13 protein-coding genes are annotated in these 18,304 nt (G+C 63.1%); 9 read left to right on the top strand and 4 right to left on the bottom strand.

The features are described 5' to 3' along the window. Positions 1-455: 455 nt before the first annotated feature. Positions 456-2,903, bottom strand: a complete 2,448-nt coding sequence (locus B5525_RS14215; protein ID WP_154073209.1) for a bifunctional diguanylate cyclase/phosphodiesterase — start codon at positions 2,901-2,903, stop codon at positions 456-458. A 264-nt stretch (positions 2,904-3,167) separates the two neighbouring features. Between B5525_RS14215 and B5525_RS14210 the strand changes: the two genes are divergently transcribed. After that, positions 3,168-4,334 (top strand): ABC transporter substrate-binding protein, encoded by a 1,167-nt coding sequence (locus B5525_RS14210; protein WP_079566565.1) that lies wholly within the window; start codon positions 3,168-3,170, stop codon positions 4,332-4,334. Positions 4,335-4,414: 80 nt separating this feature from the next. Here B5525_RS14210 and B5525_RS14205 read toward each other — a convergent pair whose 3' ends face one another. From B5525_RS14205 to B5525_RS14195, 3 genes are read right to left on the bottom strand one after another with little or no spacing between them, the layout of a single operon-like run. Then, a complete protein-coding gene (locus B5525_RS14205) occupies positions 4,415-5,950 on the bottom strand; it encodes an efflux transporter outer membrane subunit (RefSeq protein WP_079566564.1) in 1,536 nt (511 codons plus the stop codon). After that, the gene (locus tag B5525_RS14200) at positions 5,951-7,537 is read right to left on the bottom strand and encodes a DHA2 family efflux MFS transporter permease subunit (protein WP_079566563.1); all 1,587 of its coding nucleotides are present in this window, start codon (positions 7,535-7,537) and stop codon (positions 5,951-5,953) included. Further along, a complete protein-coding gene (locus tag B5525_RS14195) occupies positions 7,534-8,817 on the bottom strand; it encodes an HlyD family secretion protein (RefSeq protein WP_079573357.1) in 1,284 nt (427 codons plus the stop codon). Before B5525_RS14195 ends, B5525_RS14200 begins: the two co-directional genes overlap by 4 nt. 372 nt (positions 8,818-9,189) lie before the next feature. Here B5525_RS14195 and B5525_RS14190 point away from each other — a divergent pair, with 372 nt between their 5' ends. From B5525_RS14190 to B5525_RS14155, 8 genes are all read left to right on the top strand, one after another. Continuing rightward, a complete protein-coding gene (locus B5525_RS14190) occupies positions 9,190-9,441 on the top strand; it encodes a hypothetical protein (protein ID WP_154073208.1) in 252 nt (83 codons plus the stop codon). A 159-nt stretch (positions 9,442-9,600) separates the two neighbouring features. After that, complete coding sequence (gene cyoA / locus B5525_RS14185) at positions 9,601-10,434, top strand: ubiquinol oxidase subunit II (protein WP_079566561.1); 834 nt, start codon at positions 9,601-9,603, stop codon at positions 10,432-10,434. Then, positions 10,424-12,424, top strand: coding sequence for a cytochrome o ubiquinol oxidase subunit I (gene cyoB, locus B5525_RS14180; protein ID WP_079566560.1), 2,001 nt, complete (start codon positions 10,424-10,426; stop codon positions 12,422-12,424). The genes cyoA and cyoB overlap by 11 nt, the downstream gene beginning before the upstream one ends. Then, complete coding sequence (locus tag B5525_RS14175; protein WP_079566559.1) at positions 12,425-13,060, top strand: cytochrome (ubi)quinol oxidase subunit III; 636 nt, start codon at positions 12,425-12,427, stop codon at positions 13,058-13,060. It abuts the gene before it with no gap. Beyond that, entirely contained in the window at positions 13,057-13,452 is a 396-nt protein-coding gene (gene cyoD / locus B5525_RS14170) for a cytochrome o ubiquinol oxidase subunit IV (RefSeq protein ID WP_079566558.1), read from the top strand. Before B5525_RS14175 ends, cyoD begins: the two co-directional genes overlap by 4 nt. A gap of 244 nt (positions 13,453-13,696) precedes the next feature. Further along, positions 13,697-14,422 carry an outer membrane protein gene (locus B5525_RS14165; protein WP_079566557.1) on the top strand — a complete coding sequence of 242 codons (726 nt, stop codon included), beginning with the start codon at positions 13,697-13,699 and terminating at the stop codon, positions 14,420-14,422. Between the two features lie 291 nt (positions 14,423-14,713). Beyond that, positions 14,714-16,861, top strand: coding sequence for a methyl-accepting chemotaxis protein (locus B5525_RS14160; RefSeq protein ID WP_079566556.1), 2,148 nt, complete (start codon positions 14,714-14,716; stop codon positions 16,859-16,861). 202 nt (positions 16,862-17,063) lie between these two features. Beyond that, positions 17,064-18,125, top strand: coding sequence for an MBL fold metallo-hydrolase (locus B5525_RS14155; RefSeq protein WP_079573355.1), 1,062 nt, complete (start codon positions 17,064-17,066; stop codon positions 18,123-18,125). Positions 18,126-18,304: the final 179 nt, after the last annotated feature.

The following is an 18,304-nucleotide window of genomic DNA, read 5'->3' as shown; positions in this document are numbered from 1 at the left end:
GGCGAGGCATGATCAAGGGCTAGTTTGCCATTCAACGTTTGCCAGGAAAACGGCCCAGGCAGTCCCTTCCGTGCGGGGCTTTTCTTTATCCGCCGGTCCGGTTCATAGCTGTCCCGGTCAGTGTCGATCCGCTTGGGTCATGCGCGATGGGAGCAAGCGTATTCCCCGAAATATTTCTGGGTTCTCTCGCGATACGTCCCGTTCCGACAGGGTTTGCGAAAAGGCGCGTGGCGTGGCTTCCAACCTGCATTCCACCTCGTGCGAGCGCCAACGTGCTCGGGAGAGCGAATGCGATTGCTAGGGCGATCGTTGTAACTTTCATGGTTTTCTCCTTTAGAGATTAGATAAGAGACAACCGCACCGGCACCATTAAATTCTTCTTTAGCGTAATACAGCGAGTGCAACAGGGGACATCCAAGCGTCAGTTCGGCATGACGAACTTCCTGCTGGCAGCGCTACGCCGCGTCCTGGCGCGAGCGGTACGACTGCGGCTGGCTTTCGAGCTCGGCCATCGGCATCGGACGACCGAGCAGATAGCCTTGCGTAAAATTCACGCCGAGCGTCTTCAGCCGCTCGAATTGCTCCGGCGTCTCGACGCCTTCGGCGGTCACCGAGATGTCGAGGCCCGATGCGAGCGTCACCACCGAGGCGACGATCGCCGAACTCTTGTACTGACTGGTCAGGCTGGTCAGGCTGGAGATGAACGACTTGTCGATCTTGATCTTGTCGAACGGAAACGCCGTCAGGCAGCTCAGCGACGAATAGCCGGTACCGAAATCGTCGAGCGCCAGCGAGATCCCGATGCCTTTGAGCTTCTCCATGAAGGCATGGTTTTCGGCGGCGCGTTCCAGCAGCACGGATTCGGTGATCTCGATTTCAAGCCGATCGGGCGGCAATCCGGAATTCGCCAGCGCCGACTGGATGATCTCGAACAGATCGGCCTGCTTGAACTGCACCGGCGACAGGTTGACGGCGATCCTTGTGCCGTCGGGCCACGATGTCGCGTCGTCGCAGGCGCGCCGCAGCACCCATTCGCCGAGCGGCACGATCAACCCCGTCTCCTCCGCGAGCGGGATGAACTGGTCGGGCGGTACCAGCCCCCGGACCGGATGACGCCAGCGCACCAGCGCCTCGAAACCCTGCCGGCGGCCGCTTTGGACGTCGAAGAACGGCTGATAATGCACCTCGAACTGGCAACGCGCGATGGCGTCGCGCAAATCGCCCTCGAGCGTGTTGCGCGCCTCGAGTTCGGCCGACATGGCGTCGTCGTAAACCGTGAAGCAGTTGCGGCCGGCCGATTTCGACCGGTACAGCGCGAGGTCGGCCTTTTTCAGCAGTTGCTCGCGCTCGCTGCCGTGCTCCGGCACCATCGCGATGCCGATACTGGTGCCGACCTCGACCTGACGGCCCGGCAACAGGAACGGTTCGGCGATCGACTTGCAGATCCGCGCCGCCAGATCGATGGAACCCTGCCGCTGGTTGTCGCAGGCCGACTGAATGATGGCAAATTCGTCGCCGCCGAGCCGCGCCAGCAGGTCGGAGCTGCGCAGCGCCGATCGCAGGCGGCTCGCCACCTCCCGCAGCAGGGTGTCGCCGGCGGCGTGGCCCAGCGAATCGTTGACGTTCTTGAAACGGTCGAGATCGAGCATCAGGACCGAAAACGTCTCGCCGCGCCCGCGCACGCGCGCATAGACGGCCGCCTCCAATTGTTCGAGAAACACCGCCCGGTTGGGCAGGCCGGTCAGAGGGTCGATCCGGGCAAGATCGAGCACGCGCTGGTTGGCGAGTTCGATCTGGCGCGCGTTGCGGCTGGCGAGAACGAGATAGACCACCACGAAGACGGTGATGATCAAGCCGGCGGCCAGCACGATCAGGCCGCGGTCGTAGCGCGCGGTGAGCCGGCCTCCCGGGGTCGGAACGGCCAGCACTTTCCAGTTGGCATCGCCGATCCTGAGCACGCCCGACCAGGGCACCCCGGTAGCAAGGGCTTTGATCGATTCCGACGTTTCCGGCACGGACGAGAAATCGGCAACGCTGCGATATTGCGGACCGGTGCTTCGGCCCAGATCCGGCGGGTAGGCGTTGACGGCAATGGCGGATGATGCCGCCGTCGCGGTTCGGATCGATTGCAGCAGTCGCTCCAGATCGAATATCCCAACAACAAAGCCGTTCAGATTGCGGCGGCGATCGGGAATCGTCGTCCGCGACGTGCCCTTCACATACACCGGCACGCTGACGAGTACCCCGTGAGTACCGCCTTTCTGATCGTAAACCAGTCTGGTGGGCAGTGCCGCGATCGAGTCATCGTCCCGCGAACGCTCCAGCGTCGCCCACCGCATCGGATCGGTCGAATAGTCCAGCCCATAAACGGCAGCGGTTTTCGGCTCGGTGGAAAAGTAGACCGGGAAATATTGATTCGCCGGTGGGGCCAGCGAAACGGCACCGTCCTCGGTGAAGGATTTGATCCGATAGCCGGCGAGGCCATCGTTGACCGCCGCGGCCTCGTAGTCGGCGCGCTCCCTGGCGTAGACCTTCGGCAGCCAACCGACGCGAAGCAGTCCCGGGTGGTTCTCGAGCAGGCGGCCGCTGAAAACCTCGAATTCGCTGCGGGTGATTTCCTCGTTGGCGGATTCGAACAAGGTGCGCAGCGCGACCAGCCGGCTGAGATATTCGTTGATCCCGTTCTGCAGCACGATCAACTCGGTCGAGGCGAGGCCCTCGAATTCGACCCGGGTGACGCGCGCCTCCCAGCGTCCGACTGCAAAGGCCGCGATCAGCGACAGCATGAGCCCGACTCCGCCGGCGACCAGCGTCGGCAAAAGCAGCCACAGCCAGGACGCGGGTCTTCGAAGCGCCGAAGGGGCGTCTCCCACTGTTTCACGAGACTGGTTGCGATCGTCCATCAACGGCTTTCGTCCGACTGCGCGGCTCTCCATCCGGGAATTTCCGGATCCAAACGCATGACGGGATATTGAATTAAAAATATGCGCGCGGGGGTTACGACGAGTGCCCAGCGCGGCGCCTGCCGCGCGTTATGATTTACATGTCGTTAACCGGCCCAGCCGGGTACCTCGAACATTTGCCCATCGATTAAGGCGCCTTTCACGTCACCGCCGTTATGTTTTTTCTGACGGCGATGCCGTCTTCATCCTGCGCGGAATGCCACCATGCCCGGACAACGACTGACGATTGCCGCCGGACTGACACTGCTGCTCGCGGTCGCGGTTTCGCCTGACGCCAAAGCCGATGAGACCGGCGTGAGCGAGAATCGCATCCTGCTCGGCCAGGCGGCCGCGCTCGCCGGTCCCTCCTCGGCGCTCGGTCAGGGCATGCGGCAAGGCATTCTCGCCGCCTTCGCCGAGATCAACGCCAGGGGTGGCGTGCACGGCCGCAAGCTCGAGCTGATCAGCCGGGACGACGGCTACGATCCGGACCGCTCGATGGCGCAGACCACTGAGCTGATCGAGCGGGACAAGGTATTCGCGCTGATCGGCGCGGTCGGTACGCCGACCACGGCGGCGACTGTTCCAATCGCGCAAGCCAAGGGTGTGCCGTTCATCGGCCCCTTCAGCGGCGCGGCGTTCCTGCGCACCCCGGACCTCCACAACGTCGTCAACATCCGCGCCAGCTACGCCGCCGAGGCCGAGGCGTGGATCAAGCACCTGACCGAGGATCTGCACGTCCGGAGCATCGCCATCTTCTACCAGGACGATGCGTTCGGCCGCGACGGCCTGGCCGGCGTCAAGGCGGCGCTGGACAAACGCCACATGGAGCTGACCGCCGAAGGCACTTTCGAGCGCAATACCAGAGCGGTCGGCTCGGCGCTGCGGACCCTCAAGCGCACCGAACCGGAAGCCGTGGTCATGGTCGGCACCTATGGACCATGCGCGGAATTCATCAAGCTCGCGCACAAGAGCGGCTTCGATCCGATCTTCGTCAATATCAGCTTCGTCGGCGCCAGTTCGCTGGCGAAAGAGCTCGGCCCCGAGGGCAAGGGGGTTATCGTCTCCCAGGTCGTGCCGTTTCCATGGGATGCCTCGGTGAAAGTCGTCGCCGACTACCAGGCCGCCGAGAAGGCGCTCGATCCAAATCTCAAGCCGGACTTCGTCTCGCTGGAAGGATATCTTTCCGGCCGCCTGGTGGCGGCGGCGCTGGAAATGGCCGGCCCGAATCCGACCCGCGCGGAAATGCTGCGGCTCATCAATGATGTCGGCCGCTTCGATATCAGCGGCGACGTCATGACGTTCGGGCCGAAGACACAGGACCTGCCGCCCAAGGTCTTTCTGACCGTCATCCAGGCGGACGGCACCTTCAAGGCGGTCGACAGACTCTAGCGGCGCGTCATTCCTACTTGCCGATGAACGCACGGGCCGGCTCGCCGGCGAAATCCATCGGCGCGACAGCACGCGGCGCGTTAACGGATAGCGCGATCAACAAGGTCGACGGGAACGGGAACCGCCGCGGTTTCGGAGGGCACGTCGGGAAACTGCGTTTCCCAGCCGCCGCCGAGCGCCTTGAACAGTTGCACCAAATCGAGCGAGACGCTGGTGGTGCTGGCGGCATATTGCTGCTCGGCCTGCAGCAGCGAGCGTTCGGCGTCGAGCACGTTGAGAAACTCGCTGACACCGTCCTTGTAACGCGCGCGTGCCAGATCGAGCGCAGCCCCTGCGTGATCGGCCTGCGCCCGCAGCCGTGCGCGGCGGTTCAGTTCGAGGCGGTGGGCGACCAGCGCGTTGACGACGTCGTGCCAGGCCTGCAGCACGGTCTTGCGATAGGTGATGGCCGCTTCCTGCTGTTGTGCTTCGCGCAGCGCCAGCGTCGAACGCAGCCGGCCGCCCGCGAAAATCGGCAGCGTGACCTCGGGCCCGACCATGTATTGCAGCGAGCTCGCATCGAACAGATGCTTGATGTCGAGCGAGTCGAAACCGACGGTGCCGTTCAACTGCACTTTCGGATAGAAGTCGCCGACGGCGACGCCGATGTTGGCGGTCGCGGCATGCAGCTGATCCTCGGCGGCACGGATGTCGGGACGCCGGCGTGCGAGTTCGGAGGGAATGCCGAGCGGGATTCGCGGCGGCCCGATCCGCACCGACGTCCGCACGCCAAGCTCGGACTTGAGCGCGCCCGGCGGCTGATCCAGCAGCAGGCTGAGCGCATTGATGTACTGCGATTCCTGCTGCTGCAGCTGCGGAATCTGGGCGCGGATTGATTCGACCTGGGCCGCGGCATTCTCGACATCGAGGCCGTTCTGCAATCCATGCTGCTGGCGATCCTGCACGAGCTGCAGGATATCGCGATCGACCTTCAGATTGTCGTTGGCGATTCCGATCTGCGTCTGCACGCCGCGCAGCTGCAGATAGTCCCTGGCAAGTTCCGCCAGGCTCGAGACCAGCGCATCGCGGCGCTGGTCCGCCGCCTGATCGACCTGGGCGTCCGCCGACTCGACCCCCCTGCGCACCCGGCCCCAGAGATCGAGCTCCCATGACGCATCGAAGCCGGCATAGTACTCGTTGAGCGGCCCGGGCGCGACGCCGCCGCCGGCCGACGGCCCGAGCAACCCGCTCAACAGGCTGACGATGCCGTTCTTGCTGTATTGCTCGCGGGTATATTTGTCGTCGGTGTTGAGCGAGGGGAATTCGGCGGCGGCCGCGACGCCGCGTTGAAAACGGCTTTCGGCGAGGCGCACCGTCGCGGTGCGGACGTCGAGATTGGCCTCCGCCACGCGCCGCTCGAGATTGGTGAGCACGGGATCGTGGAACACGTTCCACCAGACAGGATCCGTCGGCGCCGGCACATGTGCCATGGCCGCTGGCGTCCCGTTGTCGCCAAGGAACGACTGCTCCGGCAGATGGGAATTCGGCTGGACGAAATCCGGGCCCACGGTGCAACCCGCGAGCAGAGCCAAGGCGCCGACAATCGCAAGCCAATCCCTGAACGCCCCGACATTCATTCAATGGGCTCCGCCAGCACCGCCGCCGGTCTTTGGCGAGAGCAGGAAGCAAAATGGGACCACGACGAAAGCGACGATGGAGCAATAGTAGAACACGTCGGCATAGGCCAGTACAGAAACCTGCGCGCGAAAAGCCGCATAGACCTGCCCTACCGCGACATTGTGCACGGCCGCGCCGGCGCGTCCCATCGAACGCAGGCTGTTTTCGTAGGTGGCGATCAGCGCCTCGTAGGGCTGATGGAACGGGCCGGCCCATTGCGACAGATAGGTCTGATGAACCTGCGAGCGTTGCGTCACCTGCGCGGTCGAGAGCGAGATTCCGATTGAGCCGAACACGTTGCGGAACATCGAGAACAAGGCGGCCCCATCGCCATTGAGGCGGCGCGGCAGCGTCAGATAGGTGACGGTGCTGATCGGGACGAAGAGAAATGCGAGACCGGCGGTCTGCGCCGTCCGCATCTTCACCAGCGTTTCGAAATCGATGCCCGGCGTGATCGTGCTGGAATAAAGCAGCGCCAGGCCCATGATGGTGAACCCGATGGCGATGACATAGCGGGTCTGGATCACCGTCATCAGCCTGCCGACGATCGGGATCAGCACGATCACCGCAACGCCGCCGGGCGACAGCACGAGGCCCGCCCAGGTGGCGGTGTACGAAAGGTTCTGCTGGGCGAATTGCGGAATGATGACGGCGCTCGCATAGAGGATCGCGCCCATCGCGCCGATCAGGATGCAGCCGGCCGCGAAATTGCGGTCCTTGAACACGTTGAGATCGACGATCGGCTTTCTGGCGATCAACAGCCACCCGATCGCGCCGAGGATGCCGAGCAGGGCAATCAGCGCCATCAGCCAGATGAAGCCGGATTCGAACCAGCCCTCGTCCTCGCCGCGGTCCATCATGATCTGCAGCGCGCCGAGCCCGAGCGTTATCAGCGACAGCCCTATGTAATCGACGCCGCGGCTTCTCCTGCTTTTCACCCACGGCGGATCCTCGACCAGGATCGAGACCAGAAATACCGCGAGCACGCCGACCGGGATGTTGAGAAAGAAGATCCAGCGCCAACTCGCCTGGTCGGTGATATAGCCGCCCAGCGTCGGACCGAGCACGGGGGCCACGACAGTGGCGATCGCCGTCACGCCGAACGCCGCGCCGCGCCTGGCGGGCGGGAACGTGTCGAGGATGATGGATTGCTGATTGGGCTGCAATCCGCCGCCGAAAAAGCCCTGCGCCAGCCGGTAGATGATGAGCTGGCCAAGGCTGGTCGCGGTACCGCACAGGAACGAGCACACCGTGAACATCGCGATGCAGATGATGAAGTACCGCTTGCGGCCGAACAGATCGCCGAGCCATCCCGAAATCGTCAGCACGATGCCGTTGGCGACGAGATAGGAAGTCAGCGCCCAGGTCGCCTCGTCGCTGCTCGAGGAAAGACTGCCGGCGATGTGCGGCAGCGCCACGTTGACGATCGTGGTGTCGAGAATTTCCATGAATGCCGCAAGCGTCACCGTGACCGCTATGAGCCAGGGATTGTACGCCGGCTTCCAGGCGGCCTCGGAGCGCTGGCCCGCGGCTTCCACAGCGCTCATCTCACTGTCACCGTCGGCTCGGCCGAGATCCCCAGCGGCAGCGGAATATCCGGATTGAGGCCGCTGTCGATCACGATCTTGACCGGCACGCGCTGCACCACCTTGACGAAGTTGCCGGTGGCGTTCTCGGGCGGAAACGCCGTGAACTTAGAGCCCGACCCCAACTGGATGCTGTCGACATGGCCGCGAAGATCGAGCGAGGGATAGGCATCGATCCTGATCCTGACCGGCTGGCCCGGACGCATGTCGGCGAGCTGGCTCTCCTTGAAATTCGCGGTGATCCAGACCTCGGGCGCGACGATCGAGAAGATCTGCTGGCCGGCGGTGATGTAGTTGCCGGCCTCCACATTCCGCTTGGTGATCCAGCCATCCTGCGGGGCCTTCACCAGCGTCCACGACAGATTAAGGTTGGCCTGGTCGAGCCTCGCCTGGGCCTGCTCGACCTGCCCCTTCAACTGCCCGACCTGGGCATCGGTTTCGCCGATCCGCTGCGGCACCGGCGAATTCTGCGTCACCTGCGCGTCGGCGAGCGCGACCTGCGCCTGCGCCTGCTTGAGCGCCGCGGTCGCGGCGTCGACCTCCTGCTGCGACGTCGCCGGCTTCGGCAGGCTGCGCTGGCGTTCGTAATCGGCCTCCGCCTTGACGAGGTTGGCCCTGGCGTTGGTGAGCTGCGCCTGCGCCTGCTCGAGCTGCGCCGGAAAGTTCTTTCGCGCGACCTCGGCGCCGAACTGCTGCCCCTCATACTGCGCCTTCGCCGTCGCCAGCGCGCCCTCGGCCTGGTCGCGGTCGTTGACGTATTGCCGGGGATCGATGTGGATCAGCAACTGGTCCTTCTTGACGAACTGGTTGTCGTTGACCGCAAGGGACAGCACGACGCCCGACACCTGCGAGGCAATGGTGATGGCACGGCCGTCGGTATACGCATCGTCGGTGCTTTCGAGGTTGCGGGTGGTGAGCCAGTAATAGAGGCCGCTGGCGATCAACAGGAGGACGATGACCACGCCAATCGAAATAACCAGCGGACGACGCTTCCGGCGCGCCTCTTCGTCGGCCTTTTCTTCTTGTTTGGCCTTGTCGTCCTGGATGGCCTTGTCTGCTTTGGCCTTGTCTGCCTCGACCTCGTCGTCTTGGGTCCTGTCGCCCGACGGCTCGGGGGCCTTGCCTTTGCCGCCGTCGTCCGCGCCGGTGTCTTCCCTCGCGGCCGACTGCCGATTGCCGTCGCTGGAACGCCCGGCAGGATCGCGATGTGCGGAGTCCGGCTCGGTATCACGATCGGTCATCGACATCCCGCTCTGTGGGTGCAGGCGTCCGAGTCGGCCAAAGACACCGGAGACTTAAGCGAACTCTCTGCTTCGAAACACAAACCGAACTCACCGTTTCGAAATATAAAATGGGGTCGCGCCGAGTCAACCGAAGCCGCTCGCGGCGAAAAGCCAAAGCGCGAGACGCGCGCTAAAGTTCCTCGCGGCAAACGCAGCGGATGGAACTCGCCAATGTCGGCAAGCGTACGCTCTCGACGCGCGGCCGTCCTCCAAGCGCGAGCCGCCACGCCGAAGCACGCTCTGACATTCATTTTAATGGTGCCGGCGAATTGGCGGCCTACATCAGCTTCATCAACCGACGTTCTCGCCGAACAACCATGGAGCTTCGCCATGTCCAATACTTCAGCAAAAATCGCTGTCGCAATGCTGCTGGCCTCCGCGCCGCCAGCCGCCTCGTTCGCCCGGATGGCGGGTGAAGCAGGATCGGGAAACGTGCCGATCAGCGGCATCCCCCCGGGGCCGGCCAATGTCGGGGGCATGAACAATATCAACGTTGATCCCAGCGGGATCGGCAATGCCGCCAGAGTGCCGCAGCTGCCACAGCCGCACATCACGGTCCCGACGATTCCGCACTTCAAGTAGGAAAACTTTAAGTAGGAAGACTTTCAAGTTCGCACGGGTATGGCGGCGGGTGTTTCGGCAAACGTCAGACCGGAGATTGGGATACCGTGGAACCTAAGCGCGGCGGCGCCGTTGGTAGCCGTTCCATTCTGGTTCCCCGGTGCCATCTTTGGGTCCCCGATGAATATCCTTGATCCGCAAGGTCCGATCGGAGCCGCCAACAAGACCATCCTCATCGACTCGGTCGCGATCATGCTGGCGATCGTGCTGCCGACCATCGTCGCGATCTTCGCGTTCGCATTCTGGTTCCGGGCATCCAACACCAAAGCCCACTACTGGCCGGACTGGGAATATTCGGGTCGGATCGAACTGGTGGTCTGGTCGATCCCGGCGCTCACCGTCATCCTGCTCGGCGGCGTCGCCTGGATCGGCTCGCACATGCTCGATCCGGCCACGCCGGTGGAGGGCACGGGCAGTCCGGTCCGGATCCAGGTCGTCTCGCTGGATTGGAAATGGCTCTTCATCTATCCGGATCAGCGGATCGCGACCGTCAACACGCTGACCGTGCCCGCCGGTGCGCCGCTGCGCTTTGAACTGACCTCCGGCAGCGTGATGAACGTATTTTTCATCCCGCAGTTCGGCAGCATGATCTACACCATGAACGGCATGGTGACGCAGCTGCACCTCCGCGCCGACAACGAGGGCGACTATCAGGGTCTCTCGGCGCATTTCAGCGGAGACGGATTCCCCAATATGCTGTTCGACGTTCACGTCGTATCGCCGCTGACGTTCCCTGACTGGGTAGCGAAGACGGCGCGCAGCGATCTTGCTCTGAACCCGGAAAGCTATGAGAAGCTCGCCCGGCAGACGGTGGAGCCTACCACGCTAACCTATCGGCTCGACGATCCCCTGCTTTTCCACGCCATCGCCACCCAGGAAATTCCGCCTGGCCCGGGGCCGAAGATCACCACGGAGGCCGCGCAATCCTATATCGGAGCGTCCGATGCTCGGTAAGCTCAATTGGTCGGCGATCCCGATCGATCAGCCGATTCCGATGATCACATCGGGCGTGGTAGTGCTCGGCATTCTCGGCATTCTCGGCTGGGTCGTGGTCAAGGGCCACCTGCCCTATCTCTGGGAGGAATGGATCACCAGCGTCGACCACAAGCGGATCGGCGTGATGTACACGCTGCTCGCCACGGTGATGCTGCTGCGCGGATTTGCCGACGCCATCATGATGCGCGGGCAGCAGGCGTTCGCCCTTCATTCCAACGGCTACCTGCCTCCGGAGCATTTCAACCAGATTTTTTCCGCCCACGGCACCATCATGATCTTCTTCGTGGCGATGCCGTTCGTGATCGGACTGATGAATCTCGTCGTGCCACTGCAGCTCGGGGTCCGTGACGTGGCGTTTCCGACCCTGAATTCGGTCGGCTTCTGGCTCACCGCCACCGGCGCGCTGCTGGTCAATATTTCGCTCGTGATCGGCGAATTCGCACGCACCGGGTGGCTGCCCTACCCGCCTTTGTCGGAACTGACCTATTCGCCGGGCGTCGGCGTCGACTACTATCTGTGGTCGCTGGAAATTTCGGGCGTCGGCACGCTGGTCGCCGGCATCAATCTCGTCACCACGGTGCTGAAGCTGCGCACCAGGGGCATGACCCTTCTGCGCATGCCGATGTTCTGCTGGACTACGCTGGCTTCGAACCTGTTGATCATCGCGGCATTTCCGATCCTGACCGCAACGCTGGCGATGCTGATCCTCGACCGCTATTTCGGCTTCCATTTCTTCACCAACGAGGGCGGCGGCAACATGATGATGTTCATGAACCTGATCTGGGCCTGGGGCCACCCGGAGGTCTATATCCTGGTCCTGCCAGCGTTCGGTGTCTTCTCTGAAGTGGTCTCGACGTTTTCGGGCAAGCCGCTGTTCGGCTACCGCTCGATGGTACTGGCCACCATGGCGATCTGCGTGATCTCGTTCATGGTTTGGCTGCATCATTTTTTCACCATGGGCGCGGGCCCCAACGTCAACGCGATCTTCGGCATCGCCAGCATGATCATCGCGGTGCCGACCGGCGTGAAGATCTATAACTGGTTGTTCACGATGTACGGCGGCCGCGTTCGCTTTGCGACGCCGATGCTGTGGTCGATCGGGTTCATGGTGACGTTCATCATCGGCGGCCTGACCGGCGTTCTGGTCGCGGTGCCGCCCGCCGACTTCATGTTGCACAACAGCCTGTTTCTTGTCGCGCATTTTCACAACGTGATCATCGGCGGCGTGCTGTTCGGCGCCTTCGCCGGTTACACCTATTGGTTCCCGAAGGCATTCGGCTTCCGGCTGCATGAAGGCTTCGGAAAGGCCGCATTCTGGTTCTGGTTGATCGGTTTCTACGTTGCCTTCATGCCGCTTTATGCGGTCGGCATGCTCGGCATGACCCGGCGGATGCAGCACTACGACGTGCCGGAATGGCGGCCCTGGCTGATCCTGGCCGCGTTCGGCGCCCTGCTGATCCTGGCCGGCATCGTCTTTCAGATCCTGCAGCTCGTCGTCAGCATCCGCCACCGCGACGAGTTACGCGACCGCACCGGCGACCCCTGGCACGGGCGGTCGCTGGAATGGGCCACCGCCTCGCCGCCGCCGGTGTTCAATTTCGCCATACCGCCCGATGTACGCGGCGAGGACGCCTATTGGGCGATGAAACAGCACGCGCAGCAGCAGGACATCGGGAAGACCGAGCCGGACTACGAGGATATCGAAATGCCCCGCAACTCGCCGACCGGTTTCGTCTGCGCGTTCTTCGCCACCGTCATGGGATTTGCGCTGATCTGGCACATCTGGTGGATGGTCGCCGCCGGGCTCATTGGCGCGTTCGCGACCTTCGTGGCGTTCGCCTGGCGCGACCACGACGAATACGTCATCCCCGCCGCAGAGGTCGCGCGCATCGACCGCGCCAATCTGGCGGAGCGGCGCGCGCTTCTGGCCGCCGCAGGGAGCGCATAGATGACCGACGTGACCCTGGCGTACGCCCAGAGCGACCCGCATCATGTGCGGGCGGTCGAACACAGCGGTCCCGCGTCCAAGCGTATCGTCACCGCCTATGGCTTCTGGATCTTCATCCTCAGCGACATGGTGATGTTCTCGGCCTTCTTCGCGGCCTATGCCGTGCTGCTCGGGCAAACGGCGGGCGGGCCGAGCGGCGGCCAGCTGTTCGATTTGTCCAATGTGGCGATCGAAACCGGTTTCCTGCTGGCGTCGAGTTTTACCTGCGGACTTGCCACGATCGCCGCCGACGCCCGCAACAAATTCTGGTTCCAGGTCGCCATGGCCGTCACCTGCCTGTTCGGGCTTGCCTTTCTCACCATCGAAGGCAGGGAGTTCGCGAGCCTCGTCGCCCGCGGCGCCGGACCAACGCGCAGCGCATTCCTGTCGGCCTTCTTCACGCTGGTCGGCTGCCACGGGCTGCACGTCTCGGCCGGCATTCTCTGGCTATTGACCATGATGGCGCAGGTTCTCGCCAAGGGATTCCGGGCGGACATTCAGCGCCGCCTCCTCTGCTTCGCGCTGTTCTGGCACGCGCTCGACATCATCTGGATCGCCGTGTTCACCGTGGTGTATTTGCTCGGGAGTGCCGCATGACCAACGGGCACCAGGAGATTGATCAAAATATCGACATCGCACCGGGTGACGAACACCTCGAAGGCGGCATCGGCGAGCGGGTCCTTGGCTACCTGACGGGACTGGGGCTCGCCATCCTGCTGACGGCGACCTCTTTCTTTGTTGCCGGTACCGATCTGGTCTGGCAACCGAGCATACCGGTCGCGCTGGTGGTGCTGGCGATCGCGCAGATGGGCGTGCACCTGGTGTTCTTCCTGCACATCACCACCGGCGCCGACAACACCAACAACATACTGGCGCTGGCGTTCGGGGTGCTCATTGTCTTGCTGGTGATCGGCGGCTCGCTCTGGATCATGGCGAACCTCAATCACAACATGATGCCGATGGATCAGCTGATGCAGATGCAGCGCTAGCGTCGCTGATTCGACGGATGTCGATCACGGCTGCGTGAGCCTGGAGGCCAAAAATTAAGGCTTCTTTCAGGTTTGATTAAGGCTCCATTAAGCACGGAAAATACTAGCTCCGCCAACAGGTTGGGTTGTCACTCAGTGTGGCTGCCAAGTGACAGCTTTTTATTCAAAACTTGTCTAAGTGCGCGCCATGGATGGAGCCGACGCACGGCGCCTCTCGAAAAAGAATCTGTTGGAGACAATAACAATGAAGAAGCTTCTACTTGGTACTGTGGCCCTCGTCGCCCTCGGCGCGACCGTGCCAGCACTTGCCGCCGATCTCGGCGCTCGGCCCTACTACAACAAGGCTCCGGCCTACGTCGCGCCGATCTACAACTGGACCGGTTTCTACATCGGCGGCCACGTCGGCGGTGCGTTCTCGAGCGACAACAATTTCAACGGTCTCGCCACCGGCAACAATTCCAACGGCCGCTTCCTCGGCGGTCTGCAGATCGGCGCGGACTACCAGTTCGCTCCGAACTGGGTGCTCGGCGTTGAAGGCCAGTACAGCTGGCTCAGCGGCAATGTCGGCGCCGTGTTCCCCGGCGGCTTCGCCTACAACAACAACCAGCGTGGGCTGGGCTCGGTGACCGGCCGCGTCGGCTACACCTGGGGTCCGGGCCTGCTGTACGTGAAGGGCGGCTATGCCTATTCCGACAACAACGAATCGGTAACCTTTGGTGGCGTACCGGTCGCGTTTGCGATCAACGGCGACCATCGCAACGGCTACACCGTCGGCGCCGGCCTCGAATACATGTTCGCTCCGAGCTGGTCGGCGAAGATCGAATATCAGTATTACAACTTCGGCAACGCCAACTTCACCACACCGGTCGGGCTGGTTCCGTTCGGCAGCTTCACCACCGACGACCACACCGTCAAGGCGGGCCTGAACTACCGCTTCAACTGGGGTGGCCCGGTAGTCGCGAAGTACTGATCCCAGGCGGATCGCAATTTCGGAAAGGCCGGCCTCGCGCCGGCCTTTTTGTTTTTGCGAGAGCCTGTTCAACCGACGTGGTGGCCGCTGCGCGTCAAGAAGACGCGTCATCACAAACAGAAAAATAGAGCGGGATGACGATTCGAGGAAAGCCATCCCGGTCCAGGCAAGAATTGTAGTCTTGTTGCGCGAAAATCGTGCAATGCGCCCAAATATTCCCAATTTTATTAACCCGGTAACACGATACTGCCGCCAAGGTCCATCCAAACGGATTCAGCGGGCGGGAACGACATGGCGCGACGATTTTCGATCGGCAGGCTTGGCAGGTTGTTTGGCTTTTTGCGGCCGCGTTGGGGTGTCAGGGGCAGCCTGTTCGCCGCCTTCGCCGTCATCGCGGGCATGGCCCTCGTGATCAGCGCCGGCGCCGCCATGGTACTCGGCCATCTCGGCGGCCGCATGGTCGATCTGAGCGGACGGGATATCCCACGCCTTGCCGCCAGCCTGCAGCTTTCCGCCCAGAGCGCGAGCCTTGCCAGCCAGGGGCCGGCGCTGCTCACCTCCGAAAGCGAGGAGGTGCTGAACGAACGTTCCAAAAAGATGAAAGAGGCGCAGAAGGTCACGCTGCAGAAACTCGGCGAAATCATCGAACTCGGCGCCGACAAAGCCGTGGTCGCGGCGCTGACCGAGACCGTGAAGAATATCGACGACAACATCACGAGCCTCGGCGCGGCTGCGAAAGAACGGCTCGGCATCGCCGCCCAGCACGAAAAACAATATGATGCGCTGCGCAGCACGCAGGGAGCTTTCGTTGCCGCCGCGAGCCCGGCGATGATGGACGCGCAATCGCAGATCAACGCCATCCTGCAGTCGGCCAACCTTTCTCCCGACGACGCCGCCGAGGCCGCACGGACCGTCGACCAGCTCGGCAATGTCTTTGCCAGCGGCAATCTGGCGGCCTCCCAGATGATCGCAGCCCTTTCGGCCAACTCCAGCGACACGCTGGACGCGATCGAGAAGGAGTTCAAGCAAGCCCAGGCCCGCGTCAAGTCGAACCTCGAGCTGTTGCCCAAGAACACCGGCACCAAGGGGCTGAGTGACGCGGCCCTGAAACTGCTCGTGCTGGGCGAAGGCAAGGCTGGCGTCTTCAAGCTTCGCCAGAAGGAACTCGACGCCAACGACTACGGCCAGATCATCCTCGACGAAACCCGCAAGCTGAACGTCGGTCTCGGCATCAGCGTGCAGCAGCTCGTCGACGGCGTGCAGCGCGAGACCAACGCCTCGACCTGGCAGGCGCGCCGCGAAATATCCTATGCGACCATCGTGATGCTGGCGCTCGGCGCGCTGACCCTGATCGGATCCGTGCTGTTCGTCTGGCTGTATGTCGGCCGCAGCATCCTGCGCCGGATTCGCGCGCTGCAGCGCTCGATGCAGCTTTTGTCCGACGGCGACCTCGAATCGGAAGTCTATCGCTCACACCAGCACGACGAAATCGCCGCGATGGCGAATTCGCTGGAGGTGTTCCGCCAAAGCATGATCGAGGCCCGCGCGCTCTCCGCCGATCAGGACAAGGACCGCGTCGCCAAGGCCGAACGCGCTTCCCGCATGGAAGCGAGGATCGTCGAATTCGAAACCACCGTCCGCGCCGCGCTGGACAGCCTGCAGGGGTCGGCCAATTCCATGCAGACCACGGCGCAAAGCATGTCCGCGACCGCCGATCAGTCGAGCGCGCTGGTGAGCGCGGTAGCCTCCGCCGCCGAGGAAACCTCGGTCAACGTGCAGACGGTGTCCGCGGGCACCGAGGAATTGTCGTCCTCGATCGCGGAAATCAGCCGCCAGGTGGTCTCTTCGGCGGAGATCGCCCGCAAGGCCGTCGAGGATGCCGGCGCGACCGACGCCACCATGCAGGGCCTGGCCGAAAACGCCGGGCGCATCAGCGTCGTGGTCGACCTGATTCAGACCATTGCTTCGCAGACCAATTTGCTCGCCCTCAACGCCACCATCGAAGCCGCACGCGCCGGCGACGCCGGCCGCGGCTTTGCGGTGGTCGCCTCCGAGGTAAAGAGCCTCGCCAACCAGACCGCGAAGGCAACCGACGAAATCCGCTCGCAGATCGCCAATATGCAGCAGGTGACTTCGTCGGCCGTCGGCGCGATCCGCAGCATCACCAATACCATCAGCGAGATCAACGACGTGACCACCGCGATCGCGGCGGCGGTCGAGGAGCAGGGGGCGGCGACCCGCGAGATCGCCCGCAACATCCAGCACGCCGCCGGCGGCACTTCCGAGGTTTCCAGCAACATCGTCGGCGTCTCCACCGCTTCCGCCCAAGCCGGATCGGCCGCCGGTGAGGTGCTGAGCGCCTCCGACGCGCTACGCCGCGAGGCCGACGTGCTGCGCGCGGAAATCGACGCCTTCCTGTCCAATATCCGGGCGGCGTAGCCGCAGTCATTCCCCGATGCGCAATTGCGCATCGTAGTTCCACGCGGAGCCCGTGATCGGGCCGAGCCCGTTGGCATGACCCGGGAATGACGGCCTAATTCAAGCACCCATGTGTTTTGCCCAAAGCCGCATCTGTTTTTTCGGCTGGCGCTGCGGCGTTTGTGCGGCTAAGCCGATGTCAAATCATTGCGACGCGAAAGCCATGCATTCGAAAACAGACACGGTTCAGTCCTCGGCCGAGGCGCTGCGGTACCCCTGGGAGAATCATCCCGGCGAGGACCAGGTCGTCGAGGTGATGCCGGGGGTTTTGTGGGTCCGGCTCAAGCTGCCGTTCCGCCTCAACCATGTAAACATCTATCTGCTCGCCGACGGCGACGGCTGGGCGATGGTGGATTCCGGCTTCGGCAACGAGGAAACGATCGCGGCGTGGACCGCGCTGTTCGAGGGCCCTCTCAGCCATGTCAAGGTCACGCGGCTGATCGTGACCCACTCGCATCCCGATCACGTCGGCCTCGCCGGGTGGATCGTCGAGCGGTTCAACTGCCCGCTCTATATGTCGCAGGTGGAATATCTGCAGTCGGTCTATCATCAGAACCGCGGCACCGAAGAGCGGAAGATGGCGCAGCGGCTGTTCTTCCGGCGCCACGGCATGGACGAGAACCTGACCGACAAGCTGCTCGGCCGCGGCCAGGATTATTTGAAGCGGGTGTCGATCCTGCCGCCATCCTACCGGCGCATTTCGCATGGCGACGAAATTTCCATCGGCACGCGGCGCTTCAAGGTGATCACGGGCGGCGGCCATGCGCTGGACCAGGTGATGCTGTATTGCGCCGCCGACAAGCTGTTCCTGTCCGCCGACCAGGTGCTGAGCAAGATCTCGCCCAATGTCAGCGTCTGGGCGGTCGAGCCCGACCAGAATTCGCTCGGCGAATATCTGGCGTCGCTGGCAAGCCTGACCACGACGTTACCTTATGACGTCATCGTGCTGCCCGGCCACGGCGTACCGTTCTACGGCCTCAAGACGCGCATCAAGCAACTGGCCGATCACCATGAGGACCGCTGCCGGTTGATCGCCGAGGCCTGCCGGGAAACGCCGCAGACGTCGAAGGAACTGGTGCCGGTGGTGTTCCACAAGCACGTGCTCGACGTGCATCAGATGGGCTTCGCCGCCGGCGAATTGATCGCCCATGTCAATTACATGCTGGTCGAAGGCCGCCTGACGGCAGAGGAAGCCGACGGCGTGCTACACTTCAGGACCACGTGAGCCTGTAGACCCAGCTCTGCCGACCGAAGCCTTTTTCAGGATATTTGCAGTTTCGAATGTGCACGATTCGGCGCCGCGTAGCCATTGTCTGCCGGCTAATCCGGAGCGATATCCTATCTGCAATGCCGGTCCGTTCCGACTCACAGCGTATTGATCAGGATCAAGATTCAGCCCGCGTG

Source organism: Bradyrhizobium erythrophlei (assembly GCF_900129505.1).
Lineage (GTDB): Bacteria > Pseudomonadota > Alphaproteobacteria > Rhizobiales > Xanthobacteraceae > Bradyrhizobium > Bradyrhizobium erythrophlei_D.
This window is presented reverse-complemented; position numbering and strand designations above follow the sequence as displayed.